The sequence below is a fragment of the Pantoea sp. LMR881 genome (assembly GCF_027157825.1).
GTDB classification, from domain to species: Bacteria; Pseudomonadota; Gammaproteobacteria; order Enterobacterales; family Enterobacteriaceae; genus Pantoea; species Pantoea haifensis.
On record NZ_JAPVOK010000002.1, the window covers coordinates 3,190,618 to 3,216,990 of the forward strand.

Genomic DNA, 26,373 nt, shown 5'->3' on the forward strand with positions numbered 1-26,373 from the left:
CCTTCATGAAACAGCGAATTCTGGCTTTGGCCGCCGCGTTGCTGCTCAGCGGCTGTGCCAGCATTGTTGGCACTGAAACACAATCGGTACGCATCGACTCTCTGCCGCAGGGCGCACGCTTTGTCGTGCAGGATGAGGCGGGACGCGCAGTTGCCCAGGGTTTTACCCCACAAACCGTCGATTTAGCCAAATCCACTGGCCGCTATTTTGGCAAGAAACACTACTTGCTGATGCTGGAAAGCCCTGGCTATGTGCCGGTTACCGTACCGATCGAAGCACGCGCCAATCTTTGGTATCTGTTAGGCAATATTCCGCTCGGCGGGTTTCCCGGCTGGTTGCTGGTCGATCCCTTTAACGGTGGCATGTACAACCTGAAGCCGGAACACCCGCGCCCCTTTATGAACCCGGTTGGCGCACGCGGTTAATTACTGCGCCGTGGGTTTCACCATATTGCCTGGCGTTTTGTGTCGCGCCAGGTATTGATGCTGAAAAATACACATGCGAATGGTATTGCGGTACTCACCGTTGATAAAGAATTCGTGCTTTAACACACCTTCGATCTCAAAGCCCAGCTTGCTATAGATGTGGATCGCTTTCTCATTTTCCTGATCGACAATCAGGTAGAGCTTGTAAAGATTCAACACCGAGAAACCGTAATCCATTGCCAGCTTAGCTGCCTGGCTGGCGAGGCCTTTACCCTGATGCGCGGGCGCGATAATGATCTGAAATTCCGCACGGCGATGGACATGGTTGATTTCAACCAGCTCCACCAGCCCGGCTTTTTCGCCGTCGTGCTCGACCACAAAGCGGCGTTCAGTTTGATCATGAATATGCTTGTTGTAGAGATCTGAAAGCTCGACAAACGCTTCATAAGGCTCTTCGAACCAGTAGCGCATCACGCTGGCGTTGTTATCCAGCTGATGAACAAAGTGCAAATCTTCCCTTTCCAGCGGGCGTAAATTAACCGTCATTTTGGCTTCCTGTCTGTTCAATGATGCGGCCCTGTGCCATATGCGCCGCACGATCGCACATGTGATCGATAACATCGGGATCGTGACTGACCAGTACCATGGTTAAGCCATCTTGCTGTTTAAGATCGTTTAAAAGGTTCAGGATTTCAGCCTGCACTGACATATCGAGCGCAGAGGTTGGCTCATCCAGCAGCAAGATTTTCGGCTGTAACAGCAGCGCACGCACGATAGCCACGCGCTGACGCTGACCGCCCGAAAGCTGGTGCGGATAGCGATTAGCCAGCGCCGGATCCAGCCCAACATGTCGGAACCCCTGATCGATACGATCGTCAATATTGTCGCGTTTCAGCAACTTTAACGGTTCGGCTAACGTCCGACGCAGGCGATGACGCGGATGCAGAGAAGCATAGGGATCCTGAAACACCATCTGCACCTCACGACGCAGCTCGCCAGTGAACGCTTTGCCCGTTTCAATGCGGTAATTTGCCAGCTGCATTTCGCCTTGCCAGTGGGGATTCAGCCCGGCCATTACCCACAACAGTGACGACTTACCACAGCCGGAAGGACCCACCAGCCCGAAACATTCACCGGGCTTCACCTGCAGGTTTATATCATGCACAACCGTGCGCAATTCATAGCCATGTTTATGCGCCACGCTGAGGTTTTGCAAATTAATCACGCGACACCTCCAGCGCGTTGCGATCCAGCACCGGCAGCATCTGACCGTGTGTAGCCTTGCTCGGGCGGCACGACCACAGCGTGCGGGTGTAAGGATGCGTTGCGTTTGGCAGTTCCGCAGCGGGCAGCGTATCCAGTAACTGACCTTTGTACATCACCATTACCCGTTCACAATGTTCTGAGACCTGTTGCAGATCGTGACTGATCAGCAATAGCCCCATATTACGCGCTTCCACCAGACCACGAATCAGTGCCAGCACCTGATCGCGCATGGCATGATCGAGGGCCGAAGTGGGTTCATCAGCGATCAGGAAATCGGGATCGGTGATCAGAGCAATCGCCAGCATCACACGCTGGCCCATGCCGCCTGAAAGTTGATGCGGATAGTGTTGCATCAGGCGACGTGGATCGGGCAGGCCAACGGCATCGAGCATCTCACACACTTTCTCCTTGCGCTCAGCCCGGCTCAGACGACGATGAAGAAGCAAAGGTTCTTCAACCTGCCAGCCGATGGTGCGGGTGGGGTTCAGCGCATATTTAGGATCCTGCATCACCATGGCGACACGGTTGCCGCGTAGTCTGTTCCAGTCACGTTCACGCAGCGTCAGCACATCTTCACCGGCGACCTGTAGCTGCTTCGCCTGTAAATGCAGGGCAGGCGACAGCAAGCCCATCAGTGAGCGCGCCGTCAGTGATTTGCCCGAGCCGGATTCGCCAACCAGCGCCACACGTTCGCGACCTATCGTAAAGTTGATGTTATCCACCAGCAGCGCGTCATCGCTGCGGATATTAAGCGACTCGGCATGAAGTAAGTGATTATTTTGCATGTCGGGTATCCAGTCGGTCACGCAGGCCATCGCCTGTCAGATTAAAGGCCAGGCTGGCGAAGAGGATCGCCGCGCCAGGTGCGGCAGCTACCCACCACTGATCGAAAATCACCTTACTTCCTTCAGCAACCATTGAACCCCATTCCGCTGTGGGCGGCTGTACGCCCATACCAAGAAAGCCAAGACCAGCGGCAGAGAGAATAATGCCGCCCAGGCTGAGTGCGGCACGCACCACTGCGGTGGGCAAACAGAGCGGTAATATGTGACCAAACATCAGACGAAAACCGGTAATACCCTGCATGCGTGCGGCTGCGAGGTAATCGCTGCGGCGCAGTGCCAGCGTTTCGGCCCGCGCCTGGCGTGCAAAGGGAGGCCAGCTGGTCAAAGCCAGCGCCAGCGCACCGTTCATCAGGCCAGGCCCGAGAATAGCTACCAGCGCCAGCGCAATGACCAGATTCGGCAGCGACAGAAAGATGTCAGTGATACGCATCAGAATGCGCTCAGTCCAGCCCCCGACATAACCCGCCGTAATGCCCACCAGCAGGCCAACCGGAATGGTCAGGATAAGAATCAGCGACACCAGAAGTAGCGTAGGGCGCGCGCCGTAAATCACCCGGGATAGCAGGTCACGACCAAAACCGTCCGTGCCGAACCAGTGCAGCGCCGATGGCGGCAGCAGACGACTCGACATGGTTTGCAGGTTGGGATCATAAGGGGCGAGCAGCGGAGCCAGCAGCGCCATCAGGATCAGAATTGCCACTAACGTCAGCCCGACCGTTAGCGAGGTGACGCGGCGACGGCGACGGCGAGGCCGTACCGCTTCAAGTTCAGAAAGTTGTTGCGTCATCGTGTTCTCGGATCGGTTAACCAGGTGAGGGCATCAGCCAGGGCATTAATCAGAATAAAGCAGCCGCCAATCAGTAAGGTGGCACCTAAAATTGCGGGCACATCAGCCGAGAACAGCGCGTTGGTCATGTAGCGCCCGACGCCTGGCCAGGCAAAAACCGTTTCAGTTAAGACAGATCCTTCCAGCAACGTCGCGTAGGAAAGCGCAATCACGGTGACCAGCGTGCCAAGTACATTGGGAAAAATATGACGCAGTAAAATGCGTGTGCGCCCGGCTCCTTTGGCGCGCGCCAGCACCACATACTCTTTACTGCTCTCTTCAAGCAGCGCCGCACGCAGCAAGCGGGTAATCCCTGCCATCGCCAGTAAACCCAAAATCACCACCGGCAGCCACAGGTGCGCAATCGCGTTACGGAACATCTCCGGGTCGCCAGAGAGCCAACTGTCGATCAGCACAAAACCGGTTTTCGGCTCCAGCGTATAAATATAGATATCATCCAGCCGCCCCGGTCCGGCAGACCAGTGCAGCACCGCATAAAACAGCAACAAACCCAGCAGGCCCAGCCAGAACACGGGCACGGAATAGCCCAGCAGTGAGATGAAGCGAGCAATGTTATCAATGATGCTGCCAGGCTTCCATGCGGCCAGCAGAGCAAGACTCACGCCAGACACCACCGCGAATATCATCGCACAGGTGGCAAGCTCAATGGTGGCGGGGAAAGTCTGCATCAGATCGTGACTGACGGGCTGATTCGTTAAGCGTGAAACACCAAGATCGCCCTGCGCCAGATGTTCAACGTAGTGCCAGAACTGCATTAACACCGGTTGATCAAGGCCGAGTTCGTGACGCACCTGAGCGTAAGTCGCTTCACTGGCGTGATCGCCCGCGATCTGCTGAACCGGATCGACAGGCGACAGATGAGAAAGCATAAAAGTGAAAGCCAGCAAGCCAAGCAACGTCACCAGCAGTGACAGTACACTGCTGGTGACGCGCCCGGCGCGCAGCCAAACGTGCCGGGCGGACCCGGCAGAGTGGGCAGAGTTTGCCATTACTTCGTAACCTGCGCGTAGTAAACCATATCCGGGTTAATGCCCTGCACGTAACCTTGCAGATTGTCACGCAAGGCGATGAGGTTTTTAGCCTGCATGCCAATAACGTAAGGCGAGTTTTTCAGCACGTCACGCTGCATCTGCTGATAAAGCGCCACACGCTTGGCCGGATCGCTCTCCGCCGTGGCCGCCAGAACCTGCTTATTTAACGCTGGCGTGTGCCAGTCTGAGCGATAAGCGATGGTTTTGCTGCCATCTTCCGGGTTATAGGCAAAAGAAGCGGCGTTAGTATTCGGATCAAAATAGTCTGCGCCCCAGGCATTTAACGTCGCCTGATATTTGTGAGCTTTGACGTTAGTTGAGACTTCAGAGCTTAATCCCGGAACCACTTCTACTTTCACACCGCCTTTGGCGAAGCTGCCCTGTAGGGCCTGTGCAATGTCCAGATAGGGCGGTTGATTGCTGGTGGAGAGCTTAAAGCTGACATTGGTTAAGCCTGCTTTCTGTAAAATCGCTTTGGCTTTTTCGGGGTCGAAGCGGTAAGGCGTGTCATTCAGCGCCCCGAGAAAACCTTTTGGCAGGAAGGTTTGATGCACATCGAACTGACCTTTCAGCAACTCATTGGCGATGCCTTGATAGTCAAATAAGTAACGCGCGGCTTCCCAGAGTGCCGGGTTTTTTAACGTGTCGTTTGCGCCCGTGTTGAACTGAATATAATAGAGCGAGGCCATTGGGATCGCTTCAGTTTTCACTCCCGCTTTGCCTTGCAGCGAGGCGATCTGATCGGCGCCCAGGTTACGGGCGATATCCGCATCGCCTTGCTCCAGCAACAGACGACGGGCAGCCGGCTCCGGCACGTTCTTGATCAGAATATTTTTCAGCTTAGGCGCACCCGCGGGTGAAGTCGGGTTAGCACTCAGCAGCACGACTTCATGCATCACCACTTTGCGAATTTGGTAAGGGCCACTGCCCGCAGAGTGTGTCGCCAGCCACTGATTACCAAAGTCATTATTTTTGGCATTTGCCATAACGGTTTTTTCATCCACGATGGATGAAACGGGCGCAGAAAGCAGGCTCAATACATAGGTTGGACTGACATCAGCGGTCCAGCTAATTTGCACATGATTGTCATCAACCTTTTTCAGGAACGTATCGACGTTTTTCGCGTCCCAGCCGAGTTGCGTCAGGATGAAAGAGGGATCGAGGTTAAGTTTAACCACGCGACCCAGCGAGAAGATCACATCTTCCGGGCGCAGTGGGTTGCCGCTGGCAAACTTCGCATCTTTACGCAATTCAAATGTCAGGCTGCGATTGTCACTGCCCGCTTGCCAGGAGGTTGCTAAGGTTGGCTGCAGATCGGTAGGATTTTGCGGATCGGACTGCACCAGGCGCTGATATATATTGGTAAAAGCCTGAACCGAAGTCAGTTCAAACCCTTTTGCCGGGTCAAAGCTGTCAGCATCATCCGTTGACTGGGCGATGACCAGCGTGTCTTTTGGCGTGGCTGCGTGAGCATTAAAGGTTGCGGTCAGCGCGACTGCCAGCAGTGAGGGAATTATCGTTTTCATAAAATTACCTTGCCTGAAAAAAGTGACGCGAGTGTACGAAAGGGCTGATGCGAATAATAGTCGAATCCGGGCTATGCATATGCAAAAAAGATATAAGCCATATGAAATGCGTATAAAGGGAGAGGCAGTGACAAGATTTATCGCTGAGCGCGCACGTTATGCCCCTTCTCTACACTTTCAGCCTGTTATCGCTGCCCCTAGCCAGATAGCCATTTGGTCCGTCTGCTATCGGTTTACTTTATTTTATTCACAATCAGCGAAATGTACTGCCTGCAGGAAAAATTATCAGTGGAGCTGACTGAACCTGAGTTTTGCGCACCGCAAAAGCGGACCCGTTTATGTCAGATTTTACTGCCGCTGGATTTGATGAGTAGCTCAAGGCCATCGCAATCATAGAGGACGTAGACCGTTTTCCTGGATTGAGCGGATTCGATTTCCTTCACGGAAAGCGGCTTGGTCTGTCTTGTTGTTGCCGGGTTTCCCTGATTTTAGGCACCTCAAAAACAATAAAGCTTTACGAGGTGCCTAACAAGGTGCCTAAAAGGTTCGGATTTAATTAGTTGGCATCAGACTTTGCGGGACAAATTCAAGGCACAAAAAAGCCCGCAGGGCTTGCGCCGTGCGGGCTTTCAGGACTTCATCGGATGACTCTGGTAATCACCGATGGAGAATTTTGGTGGAGCTGGCGGGAGTTGAACCCGCGTCCGAAATTCCTACATCCTCGGCACTACATGCTTAGTCCAGTCTTTACATTCGCTTGTTAGCTGCGAACGGACACGCCACTAACAAACTAGCCTGATTGGATTTAACGCTTCAACCCAGGCAGGGCATCCACGCGATCTCTTTTGGGTTTGACCTCTCTTGATCCCCGTCCTAAGAGCGGAGGCTAGGGAGAGAGGGCTCTAAGCAGGTTATTAAGCTGCTAGTGCGTAGTTTTCGTCGTTTGCGACTATTTTTTTGCGGTTTGTTAACGAGGCCTACCGCACCTCGGCATGCACCTTGGGTTTCGCGAATCCCGTCGAATCCAGAATCAGCCCCAAGAACTTTTAATACTAGCAAAAAACAGCATCTGAATCCAGCGTTTAACGGTTGGAATTCTTCATAATGCGTGCTTTATCCATTTGCCATTCGCGATCTTTAATATCAGCGCGCTTGTCGTGCTCTTTCTTACCACGTGCTACGCCGATCTTAAGTTTGCACCAGGCATTTTTCCAGTACAGAGAGAGCGCAACAATGGTGTAGCCTTCACGATTTACACGGCCATACAGCGAATCGAGCTCGCGTTGATTGAGCAACAGTTTACGGTTTCGCGTCGGATCACATACGACATGGCTTGAAGCAACAGCCAGCGGTTGAAAGGTTGAACCGAACAGGTACGCTTCCCCATCGCGCAGCAAAATGTAGCTGTCGCTAATGTTAGCTTTACCCGCGCGGAGTGATTTTACTTCCCATCCTTGCAGCGCCAATCCAGCTTCGAACTCTTCTTCAATGAAGTATTCGTGGCGGGCGCGCTTGTTGAGAGCAACAGTGGCAGAACCGGGTTTATGTGATTTTTTCTTTGTCATAGTGCAGCGTATTTTACATCACTTGGTCGGTTATCGCATCCCCAGTCCAACGGGGCGTCAGGAAACAGGCTATTCTAGCACACCTAATAATCAAGGGATTTTTGTTTACCCGCTGAAAATGCTATTATTTAGCGGTTTTGTGACGAACAGGAACCATTATGGCTCAGATTAGTCGTTCGGCGCTGGTCCCCTTCAGTGCCGGGCAGATGTATCAACTTGTGAATGATGTCGATGCTTATCCTGAATTCTTGCCCGGCTGTACCGGTAGCCGCGTTTTGGATGCATCGGAAAATCAGATGACAGCCTCTGTCGACGTGTCAAAGGCGGGCATCAGCAAAACATTTACCACGCGCAATACTTTATCTGATAATCAGAGCATTCATATGCAACTGGTCGATGGGCCTTTCAGAAAACTGACCGGTGGCTGGCGCTTTATTTCGCTTGGTGATGATGCTTGTAAGGTCGAGTTAAGCCTGGAGTTTGAGTTTACTAACATGCTGGTCGAGATGGCTTTTGGTCGCATCTTTAAAGAGCTGGCAAACAGTATGGTTCAGGCTTTCACACAGCGAGCGAAAGAGGTTTATAGTGCCTGATATCTCTGTTGAGGTAGTTTATGCGCTGCCTGAGAAACAGTATCAGCGTTATATCACAATTGAGCAGGGCAGCACGGTAGAGCAGGCCATCGAAGCGTCAGGAATACTGGAGCTGCGCCGCGAAATCGATCTCAGCCTTAATAAGGTGGGCATCTATAGCCGGGCTGTAAAGCTGAACGATGTTGTGGAAGAGGGCGATCGGATTGAGATTTACCGACCACTGATTGCCGATCCCAAAGAGTTGCGGCGCCAACGCGCCGAGCGTTCCGCAGGCAGCAAAAAGTAAATTAAACCACGACTTCTGGCTGTTATTAAAAGCAAGACAGCAGAAATAAAAAGGCGCTCTCAGGCGCCTTTTTACTGTTCTGAATTTGCGATTAGCCGCGTTTTTGCGTCAAATTTGGCTTGTTTTCGATGTTGGTCAGCACACCGTTGCCATCAAAAGTCAGCGTCAGCGTCTGCTGTTTCACGCTTTCGTGTCCCGGTTCTTGGCGGAATATGTAATACCAAACGTTGCTACCGAACGGGTCTTTCATCATCGGTGTGCCGAGCGTATAAGCCACCTGCTGTTGGGTCATACCGTTATGAATCTTAGCGACGTCATTGGCAACCAGATAATTGCCCTGGTTAATATCCGGACGGTAAACCACGCGCTCTAAAGTGGAACATCCGGCGGTCATCATTAACATTACCACTGCCGCGGCAGTCAGCGTTTTACAGCGCATCTATACATTCCTTTTCTGGGGCCAAACGCCTTTTACAGGCTGTTTTTTTGCCATCAAAATCTGAACTCTGCTTGCGGCAGGCTTTATCACTTTGGCGACATAAAGTGCCGATGATAATAGACCTTTTCGCTATTGGGAACCTTTACAGAGCATGCATATGACCACGCTGGGTTAAAAAAGTGCGTTATCAGGCGGCTAAAAGTTCTTTCGCGTTAGCAAGGGTATTACGCGTCACTTCGCTACCACCTAGCAGGCGAGCCAGTTCCTGCAAACGAGCACGCTTATCGAGTGGCTTCATATGGGTTTCGGTCATCTCACCATCGGTCTCTTTGCTGACAAAGAAATGCTGATGTCCGCAACCTGCCACTTGGGGTAAATGTGTTACGCACATGACCTGAGTCGATTCGCCTAACTGACGCAACAGTTTACCGACTACCGCAGCTGTTGGACCACTGATTCCCACATCCACTTCATCAAAGATCATGGCTGGCGTTTCCATTTTTTTCGCGGTAATAACCTGAATAGCCAGAGCGATACGTGACAGCTCACCCCCTGAAGCCACTTTACCCAATGGCTGCAAAGGCTGACCTGGGTTAGTGGTCACCTGAAAATCAATACGGCTGGCACCTTCAGCAGTCAGATGATCAGGATTAAACGTCAACGCAATTGTAAAACGGCCATGTGGCATCGACAGCATGTGCATGCTTTGCGTAATCAGCTGCTGCAATTCCCCGGCATAGGCGCTACGTTGCTGATGCAACTGCTCCGCACTATGAAGTGCAGCGTGATAATGTTCTGTCACAAGCGTTTGCAAACTTTCCTGGTCACTTTCGTGCTGTGACAGCAGCTCAGCTTCAGCCAGTAATTGCTGATGCAATTCAGGCAAACCTTCAGGCGTGACATGATGTTTACGCGCCAGCGCAATCTGACGCGAGATACGCATCTCAAGCTCATACAGGCGATTAGGATCAAGGTCCAGGCTGTCGCAATAGTGGCGCAACTCATCGCTGGCTTCGCTCAACTGAATCGCCGCTTCTTCAAGCAAGTTGAACACACCGCTGACTTTATCATCAAGCGAGACCAGTTCTGACAACATCTGGCGCGCGGTGTAGAGCAAACTATTAAGATTAGCGTCATCGCTGTCCGCTAAAAGCTGAAGTGCCTGCTGGCTGGTTGAAAGCAGTTGACCGCTATTCGCCAGACGCTTGTACTCTTCATCGATTTGCTCATATTCGCCAGGCTGAGGCGCAAACTCATTTAACTCTTTGAGTTGGTATTGCAAGAGTTCACGCCGCGCCTCACGCTCCTGCGCCTGCTGCTGATGTTGCGCTAAGGTGCGGCAGCTCTGATGCCAGGTCTGATAATGTTCACGCATGCGCTGCAGCAAATCGTCATGATCTGCATAAGCGTCTAAAAGATGTTTTTGGTGATCGGCTTTAAGCAACAACTGATGAGCGTGTTGACCATGAATTTGAATCAATAACTGGCCTAAATCGCGCAGCTGCGAAAGCGGCACTGCGGTGCCATTGATAAAGCCTCTTGAACGACCATCCGCACTGATCACACGACGCAGCAAACATTCGTTGCCATCATCAAGCTGGTTCTCTTCCAGCCAGCGTTGGGCTGAAGGTGAAGATTTTAGCTGAAAGCGGGCACAAAGATCGGCGCGGTTAGCACCCTGACGCACCATGTCGGCATCAGCACGACCGCCCAGACACAAGCTGAGCGCGTCAATTGCAATTGATTTACCTGCACCGGTTTCACCAGTGATTGCTGTCATACCGCGTTGAAAATCAATGTCGAGCTCACGAACGATAGCAAAGTTACTGATGGTCAGTTGTGCCAGCATAGAATCACCTGTATGGAAAAACAGATATGGTTTTCCATACAGTATAAACTGGTTTTATAACCAGTAAAGAGGGTACGCTGATTTTCAGAATAATTTTTTCGACCAGCCTAATTTAGAGCTTAGTGTATTGAAATAACTGTAGTTTTTAGGATGAATAAGATTGAGATGATTCTCGCTACGCCGGATAAGCACATCTTCGCCTTCCTGAATAGGCAAAGCAATCTGGCTGTCACAGCTGATTTCAAGATCGCTGCGTCGCGATGAAAAACGTAAACGAATGGTACTGCTGCTGTTAATGACGAGCGGGCGCGCCGACAATGTGTGAGGAAACATCGGAACCAGCGCAATAGCATCCAGTGAGGGCGTTAAAATTGGGCCTCCGGCAGAGAGTGAATAAGCGGTTGAGCCGGTTGGCGTTGAAATAATCAAGCCATCCGATCGCTGAGAAAATGCAAAGACCTCATCGATATACACTTCGAATTCAATCATGTGTGCCACTTTTCCCGGGTGAAGAACCACCTCGTTGATCGCACTGCCGATACGCGGTGAGCAGGTTTCCCGGCAAACCTGCGCCTCCAGCAAAAAGCGGCTTTCAACAAAGTAGTTGCCCTGCAATACTTCATCGAGCTGCTGCTGGGCATTATCCGGGTCAAGGTCAGTTAAAAAACCCAAATTACCGCGGTTGATACCAATGACTTTAATGTCATAGCGTGCCAGCACGCGGGCAGCGCCCAGCATATTGCCATCACCTCCGACGACCACGGCAAGGTCGGCCTGCTGACCAATTTCCGCCAGCGTCCCGGTTTGCACCTCGTGTAATGCCAACTCCTGCGCAATTTGCTTCTCAACGATCACTTGATAACCTTTGGCTGTCAGCCAGCGCCAAAGCATCTCATGCGTTGTCAGCGCAGTGGGATGACGTGGATGACCCACAATACCAATGCAGTTAAAGTGTTTGTTCATAGCGTGGGTGTTCCTCATAAGCCAAAACGGCAAGGCAATGTGATGGGTTCCCTTGAAACCGTCAAACCGATCCCCATAATAAGCCAACCAGCGAAGTGAATGTGCAAAACGCGGAGAAATTCATGAGTAGTAAAGAACAGAACACCCCAAACGAGCAAGTCTCAGACGAAATTCAGCAGGATCAACAACAACCCCAGGACGCGGAGACAGCAGTGGAGGTGGATCCGCGTGATGAGCGTATCGCCCAACTTGAAGCTGAATTAGCGCAATCTCAGAATGGCGTGCGCGATGCGCAGCTGCGTGCGCAGGCCGAGATTGAAAATATTCGTCGTCGTGCAGAAATGGATGTGGAAAAGGCGCATAAATTTGCGCTGGAGAAGTTTGCCAACGAACTGCTGCCGGTCATTGATAGCCTTGAACGCGCTCTGGAAGTTGCAAATAAAGAAGATGAGCAGCTGGCATCCATGATTGAAGGCATCGAGTTGACGCTGAAATCGCTGTTAGGCGCTGTGCGTAAGTTTGGTGTTGAAGTGGTAGGCGAAACCGGCGTGCCGTTCAATCCAGAAATTCATCAGGCGATGTCTATGATGGAGTCTGAAGATTTCGAGCCAAATCACGTTATGTTGGTGATGCAGCGTGGCTATACCCTGAATGGTCGCCTGCTGCGTCCGGCAATGGTTGCGGTCGCCAAAGCGAAAGGCTGAGTGAACGCCTGAAGAATATTCACGACCGCGCTCGCCGCGGTCGTGTGCTTTTGCTGTGCTATTCAGGTAATACGGGAGTCCAGTCAACAGGGGTTTTACCCGCTTCGCTCAGTATTGCATTGGTTTTAGAGAAGTGCTGGCAGCCGAAAAAGCCGCGGTGTGCTGAAAGTGGAGAAGGGTGCGGTGCCTGTAACACATGGTGTCGTTGACGATCAATAATGTTGCCCTTTTTTTGCGCGTGTGAACCCCAAAGCAAAAAGATCACACCTTCACGATGTTCGTTGATAGCCGCAATCACATTGTCGGTAAAGGTTTCCCAGCCGAAACGTGCATGTGAATGCGCCTTGCCCGCTTCGACCGTCAGAACGGTATTCAGTAACATCACACCTTGCTTAGCCCAGCTTTCAAGAAAGCCGTGATTCGGTTTCTGAAAGCCAGGAATATCCTGCTGCAACTCTTTATACATATTTTGCAAAGAAGGGGGATCTGCACGCCGGGTAACACTGAAAAAGCCAGGCCATGCGCCTGATGTGGGCCGTGATAAGGATCCTGTCCTAAAATGACAACCTTGATATCGCTCAGTTCCGTCAGACGAAAGGCATTAAAAACATCTTTCTGTGGTGGATAAACTGTTACACCTGCTGCTCGTTCATCAGCAACCAGCTTCAAAGTCTCAACGAAATACGGTTTCTTTTTCTCTTCGGCCAGCACGTCATGCCAGGTCAGCTTCTCAGCCATACTCAACTCCTTAAAAGTAATACGGTAAGCTTAGCTGTTATAAGCGGCGAGCTGAAGCGTGAAAAATATTTTAAATATAAAACAAAATTTGATAATAAAAATTCTGCTTTAACAAAGCGATAGAAAATAGCTCCCTGAAAGGGGTGAGTGGAATTGATGCAAGTCAAAACTCAGCCCCTGTTCAAATGTTATACCAACGCTTCCGATCGATTATTCACCGCATTGGAAAATACCGATGCAAAGTCCTGGAGGCTTACCACGATTACGGGTATCCAAATTACGCAAAGTAATAACCCAAACCTGCTTAACTCTTTCTGGCTGCTGGACGATGAAAAAGCTGAGGCGCGCTGTCTGTGTGCTAAACAAGGCTATGAAGAGGACCAGGTTGTTACGCTTAGCGCATTAGGAGAATTTGCTTACCGCGAAGTGCCGGTTGAAGTAAAACCACAGGTGCGCGTTGAAGGTGGACAGCATCTGAATGTTAACGTGCTGAGCCGCGAAACGCTGGAAGATGCGGTAAAACATCCGGAAAAATACCCCCAGTTGACAATTCGCGTTTCTGGTTACGCCGTCCGTTTTAATGCCTTAACGCCAGAGCAGCAGCGTGATGTGATCACACGAACTTTTACAGAAAGTTTGTAGAAGAAGATACAAAGCGTTGTTCATCGTTGCTGAAATAAAACACAAAGCGGTTTCCATAAAATTATTTATAAAATTAGCGAGATAGCTGTTCGGGCATCACGCTGCTATATCATTTTTTCATACTTACAGCCCCATTTTCACCAAATTACGCTTAACCCGTTATTTATGATGATCAACGCAAAAAAATCGCCTCACAGGAGGCGATTTTTTTATCTGTGTGCTGAATTATTCCGCACTTTCACTTTTTGCGTTGTACCGCTCGGCTTGCGGCGCTTACCAATGTTTTTGGTATCACGATGACGTTTTTTCACGCGAGGTTTTTCAACTTCGTCCGATTTTTTCTCTGCACGCTTCGCAAGAACTTTTTTCGACGGTTTACCGGTGGATTTCGCGCTTGGCGCGCGCGTTGTTGGCCGCAGTTCATCAACGACACGCGCCTTCAGCGGCTCGTTGACATAACGGCTGATTTTGCCCAGCAGCAAATGGTCGTGTGCTTCAACTAACGAAATAGCAATACCCTTTCGTCCGGCACGGCCAGTACGACCGATACGGTGCAAATAGATATCTGCCGTGCGCGGCATATCAAAGTTGAAAACGTGGCTGACATCATCGATATCAATACCGCGAGCCGCAACGTCAGTGGCAACCAACACTTTTACGCGACCATCCATCAGACGCTTGAGTGCTTCGTTGCGCTTCATCTGCACCATTTCGCCTTCAAGATAGCTGCTGCGGATGCCGGCATCATGCAGCCAGCTCACCAGTTCATGCAGGCGCTCACGCTTACGCACAAACACAATTGAGCGCGTCACATCAGGCTGTTCCAGTAAATGGATCAGTAATTTGGTTTTATGAGCGAGATCATCAGCGCGATAGTACCATTGCTGAATTTTTTTACGCTCGCGACGGCTCGGATCGGCTTCAAGTTCAACCGGGTCGTTCAACAAACGCTCGGCGAAGTCTTTGATATTCTCGCCTTCAAGGGTGGCAGAGAACAACAACGTTTGCTTACGCCAGCGCGTTTCGGCTGCAATCGTTTCGATATCTTGTGCAAAACCCATGTCGAGCATGCGATCGGCTTCATCAAGGATCAGCGTTTCTACGGCGTGGCAATCAAAGTTCTCTTCTTTGATGTACTGCAGCAGGCGGCCCGTTGTGGCAACAACCACATCCTGGTTCTCACTGAACACTTCTGCGTGGTTCATATAGGCCACGCCACCGGTAATGGTCGCGATATCGAGATGAGTATGCTTTGCCAGCTCGCGTGCCTGATCGGCAACCTGCATCGCCAGTTCACGCGTTGGCGTTACGATCAAAATACGCGGCGGGCCTGATTTTTTACGTGGGAAGTCGAGCAGATGCTGCAACGCCGGTAGCAGATACGCGGCGGTTTTCCCGGTCCCGGTAGGTGCCGAACCCAAAACGTCGCGGCCCTCCAGCGCGGGCGGAATAGCAGCAGCCTGAATCGCTGTTGGGCGCGTGAAGCCTTTTTCCTGCAATGCTTCAAGCAGGCTTTCGTCGAGTTCGAGTTCGGAAAATGTGGTTACGGTCATGGTCTACCTCAGTTTGGGGCGCTGATTATAGACAGATCGGACATAATCTTCATCTGTTAATCCGCTTCCGCTGTGCCGGGCATTGTCTGTCAGGTGAATTCACTGACTTGCCACGTTACACTTATGCGCTGCCGTACGGCAGGAAAAATCAATGGTAGCAGAGAATGATGCAGGACAAACCGCATGAGCGGCCACAGTTAAAAAAGAACGGTTTTACCTTTAAACAATTTTTTGTTGCACACGATCGTTGCGCGATGAAAGTGGGTACCGACGGCATCTTATTAGGTGCCTGGGCGCCTGTCGCGGGAGCAAAGCGTATTTTAGACATCGGTAGCGGGAGCGGGCTGGTGGCGTTAATGCTGGCCCAGCGCACGGCAGAATCTGTCACAATTGATGCCGTTGAGCTGGATGCACAAGCGGCACAGCAGGCGAAAGAAAATGTACGGCAATCGCCGTGGCCGTCGCGTATTCATGTTCATCAACACGATATTGCCTCCTGGGCTGAAAACAGCAACAGGCATTATTCTTTGATTGTGAGTAATCCTCCCTGGTTTACGCCAGGCGTGGCATGCTCCAGCCCGGCACGTGATAGTGCACGTTCTACCGCTACGCTGGATCATCAGACACTACTGCGCAGCGCGGCACTGTTGATTGAAGAAGAGGGATTTTTCTGCGTCGTGCTGCCAGAAACGGTAGGGCAGAATTTTATTGACCTGGCCTTAGCGGATGGCTGGCACTTACGTTTTCGCTTTGACGTGGCGGAGTATGCTAATCGTCCACCACATCGCGTCTTACTGGGATTTTCGCCCAGCACAGGCGAAACGCTAGTGGAGCGCCTCGCTATTCGTGCTGAAGATACCCATTATTCCGAAGACTGGCGCAGTTTGACACGCGATTTCTATCTGTTTATGTGACGCTGTGGCACCAGCACGGTAGGTAACGCCTCTGGCAAAAGATTGGGATAGTCGCGGGTGTAATGCAGGCCGCGGCTCTCTTTACGTTCCAGTGCACAGCGCACCATTAATTCGGCGACCTGGACTAAATTACGCAGCTCCAGCAGGTTATTAGAGAGACGGAAATTAGCGTAGTATTCATCAATCTCTTGCTGAAGCAGATTAATGCGACGCAGAGCGCGCTCCAGACGTTTGGTGGTACGCACGATGCCAACATAATCCCACATAAGCAGACGCAGCTCATGCCAGTTATGCTGAATAACAACGTGTTCGTCAGCATCATCTACACGACTCTCATCCCATGCAGGCAATTCGCTTACCGCGTCGACTTCAGGAAGCGTATGAAGCACATCCTCAGCAGCTGACCAGCCATAAACCAAACACTCTAATAATGAATTTGATGCCATGCGATTTGCACCGTGTAAACCGGTATAGCTGACTTCGCCAATGGCATACAGTCCCTGTACATCGGTTCGGCCTTGCTGATTAACCATGACGCCGCCACAGGTGTAATGCGCAGCGGGTACAATCGGAATGGCATCCTGGGTAAGATCAAATCCGAAGGTAAGCAGTTTTTCATAAATCATTGGAAAATGAGCGCGAACAAAGGCTTCAGGCTGATGACTGATAGTGAGATACATGCAATCAACGCCGAGGCGCTTCATTTCATGATCAATTGCACGCGCGACGATATCGCGTGGTGCTAATTCGCCCCGCTCGTCAAAATCAGGCATAAAGCGAGTGCCATCCGGGCGAACCAGCCGGGCGCCCTCGCCACGCAACGCTTCCGTCAGCAAAAAGTTCTGTGCCTGAGGATGGAACAGGCAGGTAGGGTGAAACTGATTGAATTCCAGATTAGCCACCCGGCAACCTGCACGCCAGGCCATGGCAATGCCATCACCTGATGCAATATCAGGATTGGTGGTATATTGATAAACCTTCGCCGCTCCGCCAGTTGCCAGCACTACGGCGCGCGCACTGCATGTTTCAACACGCTCGCGATGGCGATTCCATATCCACGCACCCACAACGCGGCGCGGGCCGGAAAGGCCGATTTTATCTGAAAGAATCAAATCAACTGCATTGGTGCGTTCCAGGATACGAATGTTGGGATGGTTGAGCGCCTGGCTTACCAGGGTGGTTTCAACTTCACGCCCAGTGGCGTCAGCACTGTGCAAAATGCGGCGATGGCTATGGCCACCTTCTCGTGTCAGGTGATAGCGCATCTCTCCGGCGGCCTGCGGATCCCTGTCAAAGGCGACACCATGGTCAATTAACCACTGCACACAGTGACGCGCATTGCTGGCAATAAAGGATACCGCGTCGCGATCGCATAAACCCGCTCCCGCGATTAAGGTGTCTTCAATATGTGAATCAATACTGTCGGTTTCATCAAATACGGCGGCAATGCCACCTTGCGCATAGAGCGTAGAACCCTCATTAATTTGCGCTTTGCTCAGCACCGTAACGTTGTAATGCTGGGCCAGACGTAACGCCAGCGACAGGCCCGCTGCGCCACTACCGATAATCAATACATCGCACTGGTAATCCGGACGTGAAAGTGTGGTCATGGTGTTTAATTTACTAAACAAGAATAGGCCCGAGCATAAGCCTTAAGCGCGAACCTGTGAAGTATTTTGAACATTAATTCAGCTAAAAATTTCAGTGGGGATTAAATATTGTCTACTATCAATAAGTTGTTTATTGAATGGTTTAAATTGTGTTTTTTATACCAAACATAATTAACGGAAAGGATTTAAAGATGAAAAAGGCGTTAGCATGGGTTACTCTGCCTGCGATCAACGCTCCTGACATTAAACAAAAATGAACAAGCTGTATGTGATTCAGCGGAGCGGAAAAATCAGGGCGATAAGTGAACTTTACGCCACATCATAACTCTAAGCGCATGCTTGCTCAGAACAATGAGATGTGCTGGCAGTTCCTTTACGCATAAGAAAAGAATTTGGGGAGACATTACCTCGGATGAGCGAGCAGTTAACGGATCAGGTTCTCGTTGAACGGGTTCAGAAAGGAGATCAAAAGGCTTTCAATTTACTGGTCATTCGTTACCAGCATAAAGTGGCGAGCCTGGTTTCGCGCTATGTTCCGTCGGGCGATGTGCCTGACGTAGTTCAGGAGTCTTTTATTAAAGCTTATCGGGCACTGGATTCGTTCCGTGGCGATAGCGCATTTTATACCTGGTTGTATCGTATCGCGGTCAATACCGCCAAGAATTACCTGGTTGCGCAGGGGCGTCGTCCACCGTCGAGTGATGTGGATGCAATCGACGCAGAAAATTTCGAAAGTGCCGGTGCATTAAAAGAAATTTCGAACCCTGAGAACTTAATGTTGTCTGAAGAATTGAAACAAATCGTCTTTCGTACCATTGAGACGCTTCCTGAGGATTTGCGTATGGCAATCACCCTCAGGGAACTGGACGGGCTGAGTTACGAAGAAATTGCCGCCATCATGGATTGCCCGGTGGGTACGGTTCGATCACGTATCTTCCGCGCACGAGAGGCTATTGATAATAAAGTTCAACCGCTTATCCAACGTCAGTGATAACGGCTACTGGAAGGGTATTTTAGGCATGCAGAAAGAAAAACTTTCCGCTTTAATGGACGGTGAGACGCTTGATAACGAGCTTGTTTCGACGTTGTCAAAAGATGCAGATCTACAGAAAAGCTGGGAAAGCTATCATCTGATCCGCGACACAATGCGCGGCGATGTTGGTGATGTCCTGCATTTCGATATATCTGCGCGTGTAGCCGCTGCCATCGAAAAAGAACCGCTGCGTAAAGTCACGTCGTTGATCCCTGAAGCGCAGCCAGAACCTTCTCGTTGGGAAAAAATGCCGTTCTGGCGTAAAGCGCGTCCCTGGGCTGCGCAGTTAACCCAAATCGGCGTCGCTGCCTGTGTCTCTTTGGCAGTGATTGTTGGCGTTCAACACTATAACCAACCTGCAGGCACGAACACTGAATCTTCTGAGTCGCCGGTATTCAACACGCTGCCTATGATGGGCAAAGCCTCCCCGGTGAGCCTGGGCGTACCGTCTGATGCCTTCGATACGAATAGTGCTAACCAGCAAGTTCAGGAACAACGTCGTCGTGTGAATGCCATGCTGCAGGATTATGAACTGCAACGCCGCTTGCATGCCGATCAGCTTCAGTTTGAAACTGATGCGCCTAAACAAGCACAAGCCATTGTTCCCGGAAATCAGTCCTTAGGAATTCAGCAGCAGTAATGAAGCAGCTTTGGTGTGCCGTTAGCCTGCTGGCAGGCAGCCTGCTTTGGTCATCTACCGCCCCAGCGCAAACCTCTGCGTCTGGGGCGTTGTTGCAACAGATGGAGCAGGCAAGCCAGAACCTCAACTACGAATTTGCCTATATCAACGTTTCCCGCATTGGCATCGAGTCGCTGCGTTATCGTCACGCAGTGATTGATAACCGCGTTTATGCGCAGCTCTTGCAAATGGACGGACCGCGCCGTGAAGTGATTCAGCGCGGCAATGATATCAGCTACTTCGAACCCGGACTTGATCCCTTTTCACTGCCAGGCAATCACATCATTGATGCTTTGCCATCGGTTATTTTTGCCGACTTTTCTAAACTTGCTGGCTTCTACGATTTTATTACGGTAGGGCGCTCACGTATTGCCGATCAAATGTGCGACGTGTTGCGCATCGTCTCACGTGATGGCACGCGCTATAGCTATGTTGTATGGCTTGATGTCGATACCAAACTGCCGTTACGCATCGATTTGCTGGATCGTGATGGTGAGACACTCGAACAGTTCAGGGTTATCAGCTTTGCCGTGGATGAAGGCGTTCGTAACCTGATGCAGGGGCTGGAGAAGGCCAATTTACCGCCTTCGCTGTCGGTGCCGAAAGGGGACAACGTGACGCTTGCCTGGCAGCCGGGTTGGTTGCCTGCAGGCATGTCACTGGTGTCGCAAAATCGACGTGATATGCCCGCAATGAACAAAAGCATGGAGTCGCGCCTTTATAGCGATGGCCTGTTTAGTTTTGCGATTAACGTTACACCTGCCGATAAAAGCAGCACCACGCAGACGTTGCGCACTGGACGTCGTACCGTACAAACCGTTTTGCGTAATAATAACGAAATTACGGTTGTTGGCGAGTTGCCGCCTTCAACAGCAAAACGTATTGCGGACAGCATCGATTTAGGATCACAAAAATGATGAGAGAGTGGGCCACCGTGGTGGAGTGGCAAAACGGTATTGCGACCTTGCATACCGAAGCGAAAACCTCTTGCAACAGTTGCTCAGCACGTAAAGGGTGCGGCAGCCACATGCTCAATAAGCTAGGGCCGAAAAATGCGCATGTGATGCAGATTGCCAGCAGTAAACCGCTGCAGCCAGGACAACGTATCGAATTAGGCATCAAAGAAAGCAGCCTGCTGGGCTCGGCTTTGCTGGTGTATATGACGCCGCTGTTTGGCCTGTTTTGCGTTGCCGGTCTGTTTCAGGCCCTGTTTCAAAGCGATTTAGCGGCTGCTTGCGGCGCCTTGCTGGGCGGTGTAGGCGGATTCATTGTCGCTAAGGGTATTTCGATGAAATTTGGCGATCGTGAAGCCTTTCAACCCGTGATTTTAAATGTCGCTTTGCCACCCGATGCGCTGCGCGTTGAAAGCGAAGCGTAAACCTCGTCCAGGCCGCACACCTTGTGGCCTTTGTAATATCTGTTTCCCGCCATAAACTGTTGTGATTCCACCACGTTCCATTCTTTAATGCGCGGGCTTAACAGTGTAATATGCGTCGTCATTAATGAGGCTGACAGGATTGTGGGTAAAGAGCGATCTTCCTGAATGTGTCTGTGCTCAGGTTTTCAACTGATTTTCTACGTGAAGATATTCATATAAATGAAGCACATACGAAATTTCTCTATCATCGCGCATATTGACCACGGCAAATCTACGCTCTCTGACCGCTTGATTCAAATTTGTGGTGGCCTGACGGATCGTGAGATGGCTGCGCAAGTACTCGATTCTATGGATCTGGAGCGTGAGCGCGGCATTACCATTAAAGCGCAAAGCGTAACGCTCGATTACAAAGCGTTAGACGGCGAAACTTACCAGCTCAATTTCATCGATACTCCAGGACACGTTGACTTCTCTTATGAAGTTTCCCGCTCATTGGCGGCCTGTGAAGGGGCATTGCTGGTGGTAGACGCAGGGCAGGGCGTAGAAGCGCAAACCCTGGCCAACTGCTACACAGCAATTGAGATGGATCTGGAAGTAGTGCCGGTCCTGAACACAAAATTGACCTGCCTGCAGCCGATCCCGATCGCGCAGCGCAAGAGATCGAAGACATCGTCGGTATTGATGCTGCTGATGCCGTGCGTTGTTCAGCGAAAACAGGCGTGGGCGTGCCTGATGTTCTTGAGCGTCTGGTGCGTGATATTCCCGCGCCGGAAGGCGATCCAGATGGCCCGCTTCAGGCGTTGATTATCGATTCATGGTTCGATAACTACCTTGGCGTAGTGTCGCTGGTGCGTGTCAAAAACGGCACGATGCGCAAAGGCGACAAGATCAAAGTGATGAGTACCGGTCAGATTTACAACGCCGATCGCCTGGGTATTTTTACACCGAAACAGATAGACCGTACCGAACTGAACTGCGGTGAAGTTGGCTGGCTGGTTTGTGCAATTAAAGATATCCTCGGTGCGCCAGTGGGCGATACCTTAACCGGCGCCCGTAACCCGGCAGACAAAGCCTTACCAGGCTTTAAAAAAGTGAAGCCGCAGGTTTACGCCGGTTTGTTCCCAATCAGCTCTGATGATTATGAAGCCTTCCGTGATGCGCTCGGCAAACTCAGCCTGAACGATGCTTCTCTGTTCTATGAGCCAGAGAGCTCTACCGCGCTAGGCTTCGGCTTCCGCTGTGGCTTCCTTGGTCTGCTGCATATGGAGATCATTCAGGAACGTCTTGAGCGTGAATATGATCTGGATCTGATCACCACGGCACCGACGGTAGTATACGAAGTAGAAACCACGGGCGGAGAAGTCATCTACGTTGACAGCCCATCGAAACTTCCGCCGCTGAACAATATCGAAGAGTTACGCGAGCCGATCGCTGAGTGCCACATGCTGTTGCCACAGGAATATTTGGGCAACGTGATCACGCTGTGTATTGAAAAACGTGGCGTGCAAACCAACATGGTTTATCACGGCAATCAGGTCGCACTGACCTATGAAATTCCAATGGCCGAAGTGGTACTGGATTTCTTTGACCGCCTGAAATCAACGTCGCGCGGTTACGCTTCTTTAGATTATAACTTTAAACGTTTTCAAGCCTCTGACATGGTGCGCGTCGACGTTTTGATTAACTCTGAACGTGTTGATGCGCTGGCGCTGATTACCCACCGTGAAAATGCACCTTATCGTGGTCGTGAGCTGGTCGAGAAGATGAAAGATCTTATCCCTCGTCAGCAGTTCGATATTGCGATTCAGGCGGCTATCGGCAACCACATTATTGCGCGCTCAACAGTGAAACAGCTACGTAAAAACGTACTCGCCAAGTGCTACGGCGGCGACGTTAGTCGTAAGAAAAAACTGTTGCAGAAGCAGAAAGAAGGTAAGAAGCGAATGAAGCAGGTTGGTAACGTTGAGCTGCCGCAGGAAGCGTTCCTTGCCATTCTGCATGTCGGAAAGGACAGCAAATAAGGATTTATAATGGCTAATATGTTCGCTTTGATTTTGTTCATCGCGACGCTGGTAACAGGCGTTATTTGGTGTATCGATCGTTTTAAATGGGCGCCTGCTCGTCGTGCCCAACAAGCTGCTGCTCAGGCACAAGCGGGAAACACGCTCGACGCTAAAACCCTGGCAAAAGTATCGTCCCAGCCGGGCTGGATTGAGACCACAGCCTCTGTTTTTCCCGTGCTGGCCGTGGTGTTTATTGTGCGTTCGTTTATTTACGAACCTTTTCAGATTCCGTCTGGATCAATGATGCCGACGCTGCTGATTGGGGATTTTATTCTGGTTGAAAAGTTTGCGTATGGCATCAAAGATCCCATCACACAAACAACATTAATCCCTACCGGACAGCCAAAACGTGGTGATATCGCGGTATTTAAATACCCGAAAGATCCAAGCCTTGATTATATTAAACGTGTCATCGGCTTGCCGGGCGATAAAGTAACCTACGATCCTTACAGCAAAACGCTGACAGTGAATCCAGGTTGCAGCCAGGGTAAAACCTGTAATACCGCGCTGCCGATTACCTATACCGACGTAGAGCCAAGCAAATTTATTCAAACCTTTAGCGGTTTTAATGGCAACGAAACCGGTAATGGATTCTTTGACGTGCCGCAAGGCGAAACTATGCGTGGTGGATTACGCCTGGGAACGCGTAAAGAAACCCTCGGTGATGTGACCCATAACATCCTGCTGGTGAATGAAGCGCAAAGCCAGGCAGGCATGTATTACCAACAGCCGGGACAGCCCCAGGCAAGTTGGGTCGTGCCGCAGGGACAATATTTCATGATGGGCGATAACCGTGACAACAGCGCCGACAGCCGTTACTGGGGATTTGTCCCGGAGCGTAACCTGGTGGGTAAAGCGGTCGCTATCTGGATGAGTTTTGAAAAACAGGAAGGACAGTGGCCGACCGGCGTTCGTCTGAATCGAATTGGCGGTATTCACTGAAAGTAGTTGCCTGAATCTAAGGCAAACGGGTGGCCTCCTGCGGGAGGCCACTGCACACCAAACAGAATGTGCTGGAACCTCAGCCCTGTTTGGTGTGCAGAGTTACAGACGCAAAAAAGAACTGGAATCGCATGAACCCCATCTTGATTAACAAGCTTCAGCGCAAACTGGGCTACACTTTTACTCATCCGGAATTATTACAGCAGGCACTTACCCATCGTAGCGCCAGCAGTAAACATAACGAGCGTCTTGAATTTCTCGGCGATTCTATTCTTAGCTATGTGATTGCAAATGCACTTTATCACCGCTTCCCGCGCGTGGATGAAGGCGACATGAGCCGCATGCGCGCAACGTTAGTGCGCGGAAACACGCTGGCTGAGATGGCGCGTGAGTTTGACCTGGGAGAGTGTTTGCGCTTAGGGCCGGGTGAATTAAAAAGCGGCGGTTTTCGTCGTGAATCCATCCTTGCGGATACGGTAGAAGCACTGATTGGGGGCATCTTCCTCGACAGTAATATCCAAATGGTGGAAAAGCTGATCCTTGACTGGTATCAGACGCGCCTGGACGAAATCAGTCCGGGCGACAAGCAAAAGATCCCAAAACGCGCCTGCAAGAGTATCTGCAAGGACGTCATCTGCCACTGCCGAGTTATTTAGTGGTGCAGGTACGTGGCGAAGCCCACGATCAAGAATTCACCATTCACTGTCAGGTGAGTGGCATGGCTGAACCGGTGGTGGGCGTGGGCTCCAGCCGCCGTAAGGCAGAACAAGCAGCCGCCGAACAGGCGCTGATTAAGTTAGGACTCGAATGAGCGAACACGTTACCTATTGCGGCTTTGTCGCGATTGTCGGCCGACCAAACGTCGGTAAATCTACTTTACTGAACCAGTTGCTGGGACAGAAAGTGTCGATCACCTCGCGTAAGCCGCAAACCACGCGCCATCGCATCATGGGCATCCATACGGAAGGCGATTATCAGGCAATCTATGTCGATACGCCGGGCCTGCATATGGAAGAGAAGCGCGCCATTAATCGCCTGATGAACCGTGCCGCCAGCAGCTCTATCGGCGACGTTGAGTTGGTGATTTTTGTCGTGGAAGGCACGCGCTGGACCCCTGATGACGAAATGGTGTTGAACAAACTGCGCGACGGCAAAGTGCCGGTGGTGCTGGCAATCAACAAAGTGGACAATATTCAGGATAAAAGCATTCTGTTGCCGCATCTGCAGTTTCTGAGCCAGCAGATGAACTTCCTTGATATCGTGCCGATTTCAGCGGAAAGCGGCAAAAACGTCGATACCATTGCCGCCATTACCCGTAAGCATCTGAAACAAGCGGAACATCATTTCCCGGAAGATTACATCACCGATCGCTCGCAACGTTTTATGGCTTCAGAGATCATTCGCGAAAAACTGATGCGTTTTCTCGGTGCGGAACTGCCTTATTCGGTTACGGTTGAAATCGAACGCTTTGTTTCAAACGAGCGCGGTGGCTATGACATTAATGGCCTGATCCTGGTTGAGCGCGATGGACAGAAGAAGATGGTGATTGGCAACAAAGGTGCCAAAATCAAAACTATCGGTATTGAAGCGCGTAAAGACATGGAAGAGATGTTTGAAGCAAAAGTACATCTCGAACTGTGGGTGAAGGTTAAATCCGGTTGGGCTGACGACGAACGTGCGCTGCGCAGCCTGGGTTATGTAGACGATCTCTGATTCTATGGAAGGTTGGCAACGCGCCTTTGTGCTGCATAGTCGTCCTTTCAGCGAGACCAGCCTGCTGCTCGATCTGTTTAGCGAGAGCCAGGGCCGTGTGCGTGTACTGGCTAAAGGTGCACGTTCACGGCGATCACAGCTTAAAGGTGCACTCCAGCCGTTTACGCCGCTGCTGGTGCGCTGGAGCGGACGTGGTGAGGTCAAAACTCTCCGCACTGCTGAAGCCGTTTCGCTGGCTTTACCCCTAAGTGGTATCACCCTTTATTGTGGCCTGTACGTCAACGAACTGCTGTCACGCGTGCTGGAACAAGAAATTCCTTTCTCTGAACTCTTCTTCGATTATCTTAACTGTCTTCAGGAATTAGCCGCAGGCAGCGGTTCGCCAGAACCGGCACTGCGCCGCTTTGAGCTGGCGCTGTTGGGGCATCTCGGTTATGGCGTGGATTTTCTTCACTGTGCGGGTAGTGGCGAATCGGTTGACGACACGATGACCTACAGTTATCGCGAAGAGAAGGGGTTCATCGCCAGCTTAGTGGTGAACCAGCGCAGCTTTACGGGCCGCCAGCTGCGTGCTTTATGCGAGCGCAGTTTTCCCGATGCTGACAGTTTGCGTGCCGCTAAACGGTTCACCCGCATGGCGCTGAAACCTTATCTGGGCGGCAAACCGTTAAAAAGCCAGGAGCTTTTTCGCCAGTTTGTACCTAAAAAAAAGCCCGACGCGGCGAGCGAATAGCGTTGGCAGCACCGCGTGTTTCTTGCTGCGCGCGAC

Annotated in this window: 25 protein-coding genes, 1 other RNA gene and 4 pseudogenes; 15 read left to right on the top strand and 15 right to left on the bottom strand. The window is 51.2% G+C overall.

What is annotated here, in order from left to right:
- The first annotated feature begins 5 nt into the window (after window positions 1-5).
- The gene (locus O3W44_RS16865; protein WP_269293946.1) at window positions 6-425 is read left to right on the top strand and encodes a hypothetical protein; all 420 of its coding nucleotides are present in this window, start codon (window positions 6-8) and stop codon (window positions 423-425) included.
- On the opposite strand, the gene speG is transcribed toward O3W44_RS16865, so the two are convergent.
- From speG to smpB, 9 genes and pseudogenes are all read right to left on the bottom strand, one after another.
- On the bottom strand, window positions 426-971 hold the full coding sequence (speG, locus tag O3W44_RS16870; protein WP_269293947.1) for a spermidine N1-acetyltransferase: 546 nt from the start codon (window positions 969-971) through the stop codon (window positions 426-428).
- On the bottom strand, window positions 961-1,650 hold the full coding sequence (locus tag O3W44_RS16875) for an ABC transporter ATP-binding protein (protein ID WP_269293948.1): 690 nt from the start codon (window positions 1,648-1,650) through the stop codon (window positions 961-963). Before O3W44_RS16875 ends, speG begins: the two co-directional genes overlap by 11 nt.
- Window positions 1,643-2,476, bottom strand: coding sequence for an ABC transporter ATP-binding protein (locus tag O3W44_RS16880; protein WP_269293949.1), 834 nt, complete (start codon window positions 2,474-2,476; stop codon window positions 1,643-1,645). The genes O3W44_RS16875 and O3W44_RS16880 overlap by 8 nt, the downstream gene beginning before the upstream one ends.
- Window positions 2,466-3,323 (bottom strand): ABC transporter permease, encoded by an 858-nt coding sequence (locus O3W44_RS16885; protein ID WP_269293950.1) that lies wholly within the window; start codon window positions 3,321-3,323, stop codon window positions 2,466-2,468. Before O3W44_RS16885 ends, O3W44_RS16880 begins: the two co-directional genes overlap by 11 nt.
- Window positions 3,320-4,372, bottom strand: coding sequence for an ABC transporter permease (locus O3W44_RS16890; protein WP_269293951.1), 1,053 nt, complete (start codon window positions 4,370-4,372; stop codon window positions 3,320-3,322). The genes O3W44_RS16885 and O3W44_RS16890 overlap by 4 nt, the downstream gene beginning before the upstream one ends.
- The gene (locus O3W44_RS16895) at window positions 4,372-5,940 is read right to left on the bottom strand and encodes an ABC transporter substrate-binding protein (protein WP_269293952.1); all 1,569 of its coding nucleotides are present in this window, start codon (window positions 5,938-5,940) and stop codon (window positions 4,372-4,374) included. The genes O3W44_RS16890 and O3W44_RS16895 overlap by 1 nt, the downstream gene beginning before the upstream one ends.
- 344 nt (window positions 5,941-6,284) lie before the next feature.
- Window positions 6,285-6,383: pseudogene (locus O3W44_RS16900) on the bottom strand (integrase arm-type DNA-binding domain-containing protein); the annotation flags it as partial.
- A gap of 231 nt (window positions 6,384-6,614) precedes the next feature.
- Window positions 6,615-6,978: a transfer-messenger RNA gene (gene ssrA / locus O3W44_RS16905) on the bottom strand.
- Between the two features lie 44 nt (window positions 6,979-7,022).
- Window positions 7,023-7,505, bottom strand: a complete 483-nt coding sequence (smpB, locus tag O3W44_RS16910) for an SsrA-binding protein SmpB (protein WP_269293954.1) — start codon at window positions 7,503-7,505, stop codon at window positions 7,023-7,025.
- Window positions 7,506-7,663: 158 nt separating this feature from the next.
- On the opposite strand from smpB, the gene O3W44_RS16915 reads away from it, so the two are divergent.
- Window positions 7,664-8,098, top strand: coding sequence for a type II toxin-antitoxin system RatA family toxin (locus O3W44_RS16915; RefSeq protein ID WP_269293955.1), 435 nt, complete (start codon window positions 7,664-7,666; stop codon window positions 8,096-8,098).
- Complete coding sequence (locus tag O3W44_RS16920) at window positions 8,091-8,384, top strand: RnfH family protein (protein WP_269293956.1); 294 nt, start codon at window positions 8,091-8,093, stop codon at window positions 8,382-8,384. The genes O3W44_RS16915 and O3W44_RS16920 overlap by 8 nt, the downstream gene beginning before the upstream one ends.
- Before the next feature lie 91 nt (window positions 8,385-8,475).
- On the opposite strand, the gene bamE is transcribed toward O3W44_RS16920, so the two are convergent.
- The 3 genes from bamE to nadK all read right to left on the bottom strand — a co-directional run bounded on the left by bamE (window position 8,476) and on the right by nadK (window position 11,635).
- Window positions 8,476-8,823: an outer membrane protein assembly factor BamE gene (gene bamE, locus O3W44_RS16925; protein WP_269293957.1), complete on the bottom strand. Its 348-nt coding sequence runs from the start codon at window positions 8,821-8,823 to the stop codon at window positions 8,476-8,478.
- Window positions 8,824-9,010: 187 nt separating this feature from the next.
- On the bottom strand, window positions 9,011-10,672 hold the full coding sequence (recN, locus tag O3W44_RS16930; protein ID WP_269293958.1) for a DNA repair protein RecN: 1,662 nt from the start codon (window positions 10,670-10,672) through the stop codon (window positions 9,011-9,013).
- A gap of 84 nt (window positions 10,673-10,756) precedes the next feature.
- Entirely contained in the window at window positions 10,757-11,635 is an 879-nt protein-coding gene (gene nadK, locus O3W44_RS16935) for an NAD(+) kinase (protein ID WP_269293959.1), read from the bottom strand.
- Between the two features lie 122 nt (window positions 11,636-11,757).
- On the opposite strand from nadK, the gene grpE reads away from it, so the two are divergent.
- A complete protein-coding gene (grpE, locus tag O3W44_RS16940) occupies window positions 11,758-12,339 on the top strand; it encodes a nucleotide exchange factor GrpE (protein WP_269293960.1) in 582 nt (193 codons plus the stop codon).
- A 58-nt stretch (window positions 12,340-12,397) separates the two neighbouring features.
- On the opposite strand, the pseudogene ung reads toward grpE, so the two are convergent.
- Window positions 12,398-13,077: pseudogene (gene ung, locus O3W44_RS16945) on the bottom strand (uracil-DNA glycosylase).
- Window positions 13,078-13,338: 261 nt separating this feature from the next.
- Here ung and grcA point away from each other — a divergent pair.
- Window positions 13,339-13,719, top strand: a complete 381-nt coding sequence (grcA, locus tag O3W44_RS16950; RefSeq protein WP_269294471.1) for an autonomous glycyl radical cofactor GrcA — start codon at window positions 13,339-13,341, stop codon at window positions 13,717-13,719.
- Window positions 13,720-13,928: 209 nt separating this feature from the next.
- Here grcA and srmB read toward each other — a convergent pair whose 3' ends face one another.
- Entirely contained in the window at window positions 13,929-15,272 is a 1,344-nt protein-coding gene (gene srmB, locus O3W44_RS16955; RefSeq protein ID WP_269293961.1) for an ATP-dependent RNA helicase SrmB, read from the bottom strand.
- Between the two features lie 164 nt (window positions 15,273-15,436).
- Between srmB and trmN the strand changes: the two genes are divergently transcribed.
- Window positions 15,437-16,186 (top strand): tRNA(1)(Val) (adenine(37)-N(6))-methyltransferase TrmN, encoded by a 750-nt coding sequence (gene trmN, locus O3W44_RS16960; RefSeq protein WP_269293962.1) that lies wholly within the window; start codon window positions 15,437-15,439, stop codon window positions 16,184-16,186.
- On the opposite strand, the gene nadB is transcribed toward trmN, so the two are convergent.
- Window positions 16,171-17,796 carry an L-aspartate oxidase gene (gene nadB / locus O3W44_RS16965; RefSeq protein WP_269294472.1) on the bottom strand — a complete coding sequence of 542 codons (1,626 nt, stop codon included), beginning with the start codon at window positions 17,794-17,796 and terminating at the stop codon, window positions 16,171-16,173. The two genes, trmN and nadB, sit on opposite strands and share 16 nt — an antisense overlap.
- Before the next feature lie 412 nt (window positions 17,797-18,208).
- On the opposite strand from nadB, the gene rpoE reads away from it, so the two are divergent.
- The 9 genes and pseudogenes from rpoE (at window position 18,209) to recO (ending at window position 26,337) form a co-directional block, all read left to right on the top strand.
- Window positions 18,209-18,787, top strand: coding sequence for an RNA polymerase sigma factor RpoE (gene rpoE, locus O3W44_RS16970; RefSeq protein ID WP_269293963.1), 579 nt, complete (start codon window positions 18,209-18,211; stop codon window positions 18,785-18,787).
- Between the two features lie 28 nt (window positions 18,788-18,815).
- Window positions 18,816-19,469 (top strand): anti-sigma-E factor RseA, encoded by a 654-nt coding sequence (gene rseA / locus O3W44_RS16975; protein ID WP_269294473.1) that lies wholly within the window; start codon window positions 18,816-18,818, stop codon window positions 19,467-19,469.
- Complete coding sequence (gene rseB / locus O3W44_RS16980; RefSeq protein WP_269293964.1) at window positions 19,469-20,425, top strand: sigma-E factor regulatory protein RseB; 957 nt, start codon at window positions 19,469-19,471, stop codon at window positions 20,423-20,425. Before rseA ends, rseB begins: the two co-directional genes overlap by 1 nt.
- The gene (gene rseC, locus O3W44_RS16985) at window positions 20,422-20,886 is read left to right on the top strand and encodes a SoxR-reducing system protein RseC (protein WP_269293965.1); all 465 of its coding nucleotides are present in this window, start codon (window positions 20,422-20,424) and stop codon (window positions 20,884-20,886) included. The genes rseB and rseC overlap by 4 nt, the downstream gene beginning before the upstream one ends.
- A 219-nt stretch (window positions 20,887-21,105) precedes the next feature.
- A pseudogene (gene lepA, locus O3W44_RS16990) lies at window positions 21,106-22,907 on the top strand (translation elongation factor 4).
- Window positions 22,908-22,916: 9 nt separating this feature from the next.
- Window positions 22,917-23,891 carry a signal peptidase I gene (gene lepB / locus O3W44_RS16995; RefSeq protein ID WP_269293966.1) on the top strand — a complete coding sequence of 325 codons (975 nt, stop codon included), beginning with the start codon at window positions 22,917-22,919 and terminating at the stop codon, window positions 23,889-23,891.
- A gap of 131 nt (window positions 23,892-24,022) precedes the next feature.
- Window positions 24,023-24,702 (top strand): annotated as a pseudogene (gene rnc / locus O3W44_RS17000) (ribonuclease III).
- Complete coding sequence (gene era / locus O3W44_RS17005; RefSeq protein WP_269293967.1) at window positions 24,699-25,604, top strand: GTPase Era; 906 nt, start codon at window positions 24,699-24,701, stop codon at window positions 25,602-25,604. The pseudogene rnc and the gene era overlap by 4 nt, the downstream one beginning before the upstream one ends.
- Before the next feature lie 4 nt (window positions 25,605-25,608).
- Entirely contained in the window at window positions 25,609-26,337 is a 729-nt protein-coding gene (gene recO / locus O3W44_RS17010) for a DNA repair protein RecO (RefSeq protein ID WP_269293968.1), read from the top strand.
- Window positions 26,338-26,373: the final 36 nt, after the last annotated feature.

Coding starts and splice junctions, on each gene's coding strand:
- rpoE (WP_269293963.1), top strand. CDS start 18,209: ATGAGCGAGCAGTTAACGGATCAGGTTCTCGTTGAACGGGTTCAGAAA.
- smpB (WP_269293954.1), bottom strand. CDS start 7,505: ATGACAAAGAAAAAATCACATAAACCCGGTTCTGCCACTGTTGCTCTC.
- O3W44_RS16890 (WP_269293951.1), bottom strand. CDS start 4,372: ATGGCAAACTCTGCCCACTCTGCCGGGTCCGCCCGGCACGTTTGGCTG.
- trmN (WP_269293962.1), top strand. CDS start 15,437: ATGATGCAGGACAAACCGCATGAGCGGCCACAGTTAAAAAAGAACGGT.
- O3W44_RS16885 (WP_269293950.1), bottom strand. CDS start 3,323: ATGACGCAACAACTTTCTGAACTTGAAGCGGTACGGCCTCGCCGTCGC.
- rseA (WP_269294473.1), top strand. CDS start 18,816: ATGCAGAAAGAAAAACTTTCCGCTTTAATGGACGGTGAGACGCTTGAT.
- lepB (WP_269293966.1), top strand. CDS start 22,917: ATGGCTAATATGTTCGCTTTGATTTTGTTCATCGCGACGCTGGTAACA.
- O3W44_RS16895 (WP_269293952.1), bottom strand. CDS start 5,940: ATGAAAACGATAATTCCCTCACTGCTGGCAGTCGCGCTGACCGCAACC.
- O3W44_RS16865 (WP_269293946.1), top strand. CDS start 6: ATGAAACAGCGAATTCTGGCTTTGGCCGCCGCGTTGCTGCTCAGCGGC.
- era (WP_269293967.1), top strand. CDS start 24,699: ATGAGCGAACACGTTACCTATTGCGGCTTTGTCGCGATTGTCGGCCGA.
- O3W44_RS16880 (WP_269293949.1), bottom strand. CDS start 2,476: ATGCAAAATAATCACTTACTTCATGCCGAGTCGCTTAATATCCGCAGC.
- grpE (WP_269293960.1), top strand. CDS start 11,758: ATGAGTAGTAAAGAACAGAACACCCCAAACGAGCAAGTCTCAGACGAA.
- bamE (WP_269293957.1), bottom strand. CDS start 8,823: ATGCGCTGTAAAACGCTGACTGCCGCGGCAGTGGTAATGTTAATGATG.
- nadK (WP_269293959.1), bottom strand. CDS start 11,635: ATGAACAAACACTTTAACTGCATTGGTATTGTGGGTCATCCACGTCAT.
- recN (WP_269293958.1), bottom strand. CDS start 10,672: ATGCTGGCACAACTGACCATCAGTAACTTTGCTATCGTTCGTGAGCTC.
- speG (WP_269293947.1), bottom strand. CDS start 971: ATGACGGTTAATTTACGCCCGCTGGAAAGGGAAGATTTGCACTTTGTT.
- nadB (WP_269294472.1), bottom strand. CDS start 17,796: ATGACCACACTTTCACGTCCGGATTACCAGTGCGATGTATTGATTATC.
- O3W44_RS16915 (WP_269293955.1), top strand. CDS start 7,664: ATGGCTCAGATTAGTCGTTCGGCGCTGGTCCCCTTCAGTGCCGGGCAG.
- rseB (WP_269293964.1), top strand. CDS start 19,469: ATGAAGCAGCTTTGGTGTGCCGTTAGCCTGCTGGCAGGCAGCCTGCTT.
- rseC (WP_269293965.1), top strand. CDS start 20,422: ATGATGAGAGAGTGGGCCACCGTGGTGGAGTGGCAAAACGGTATTGCG.
- srmB (WP_269293961.1), bottom strand. CDS start 15,272: ATGACCGTAACCACATTTTCCGAACTCGAACTCGACGAAAGCCTGCTT.
- recO (WP_269293968.1), top strand. CDS start 25,609: ATGGAAGGTTGGCAACGCGCCTTTGTGCTGCATAGTCGTCCTTTCAGC.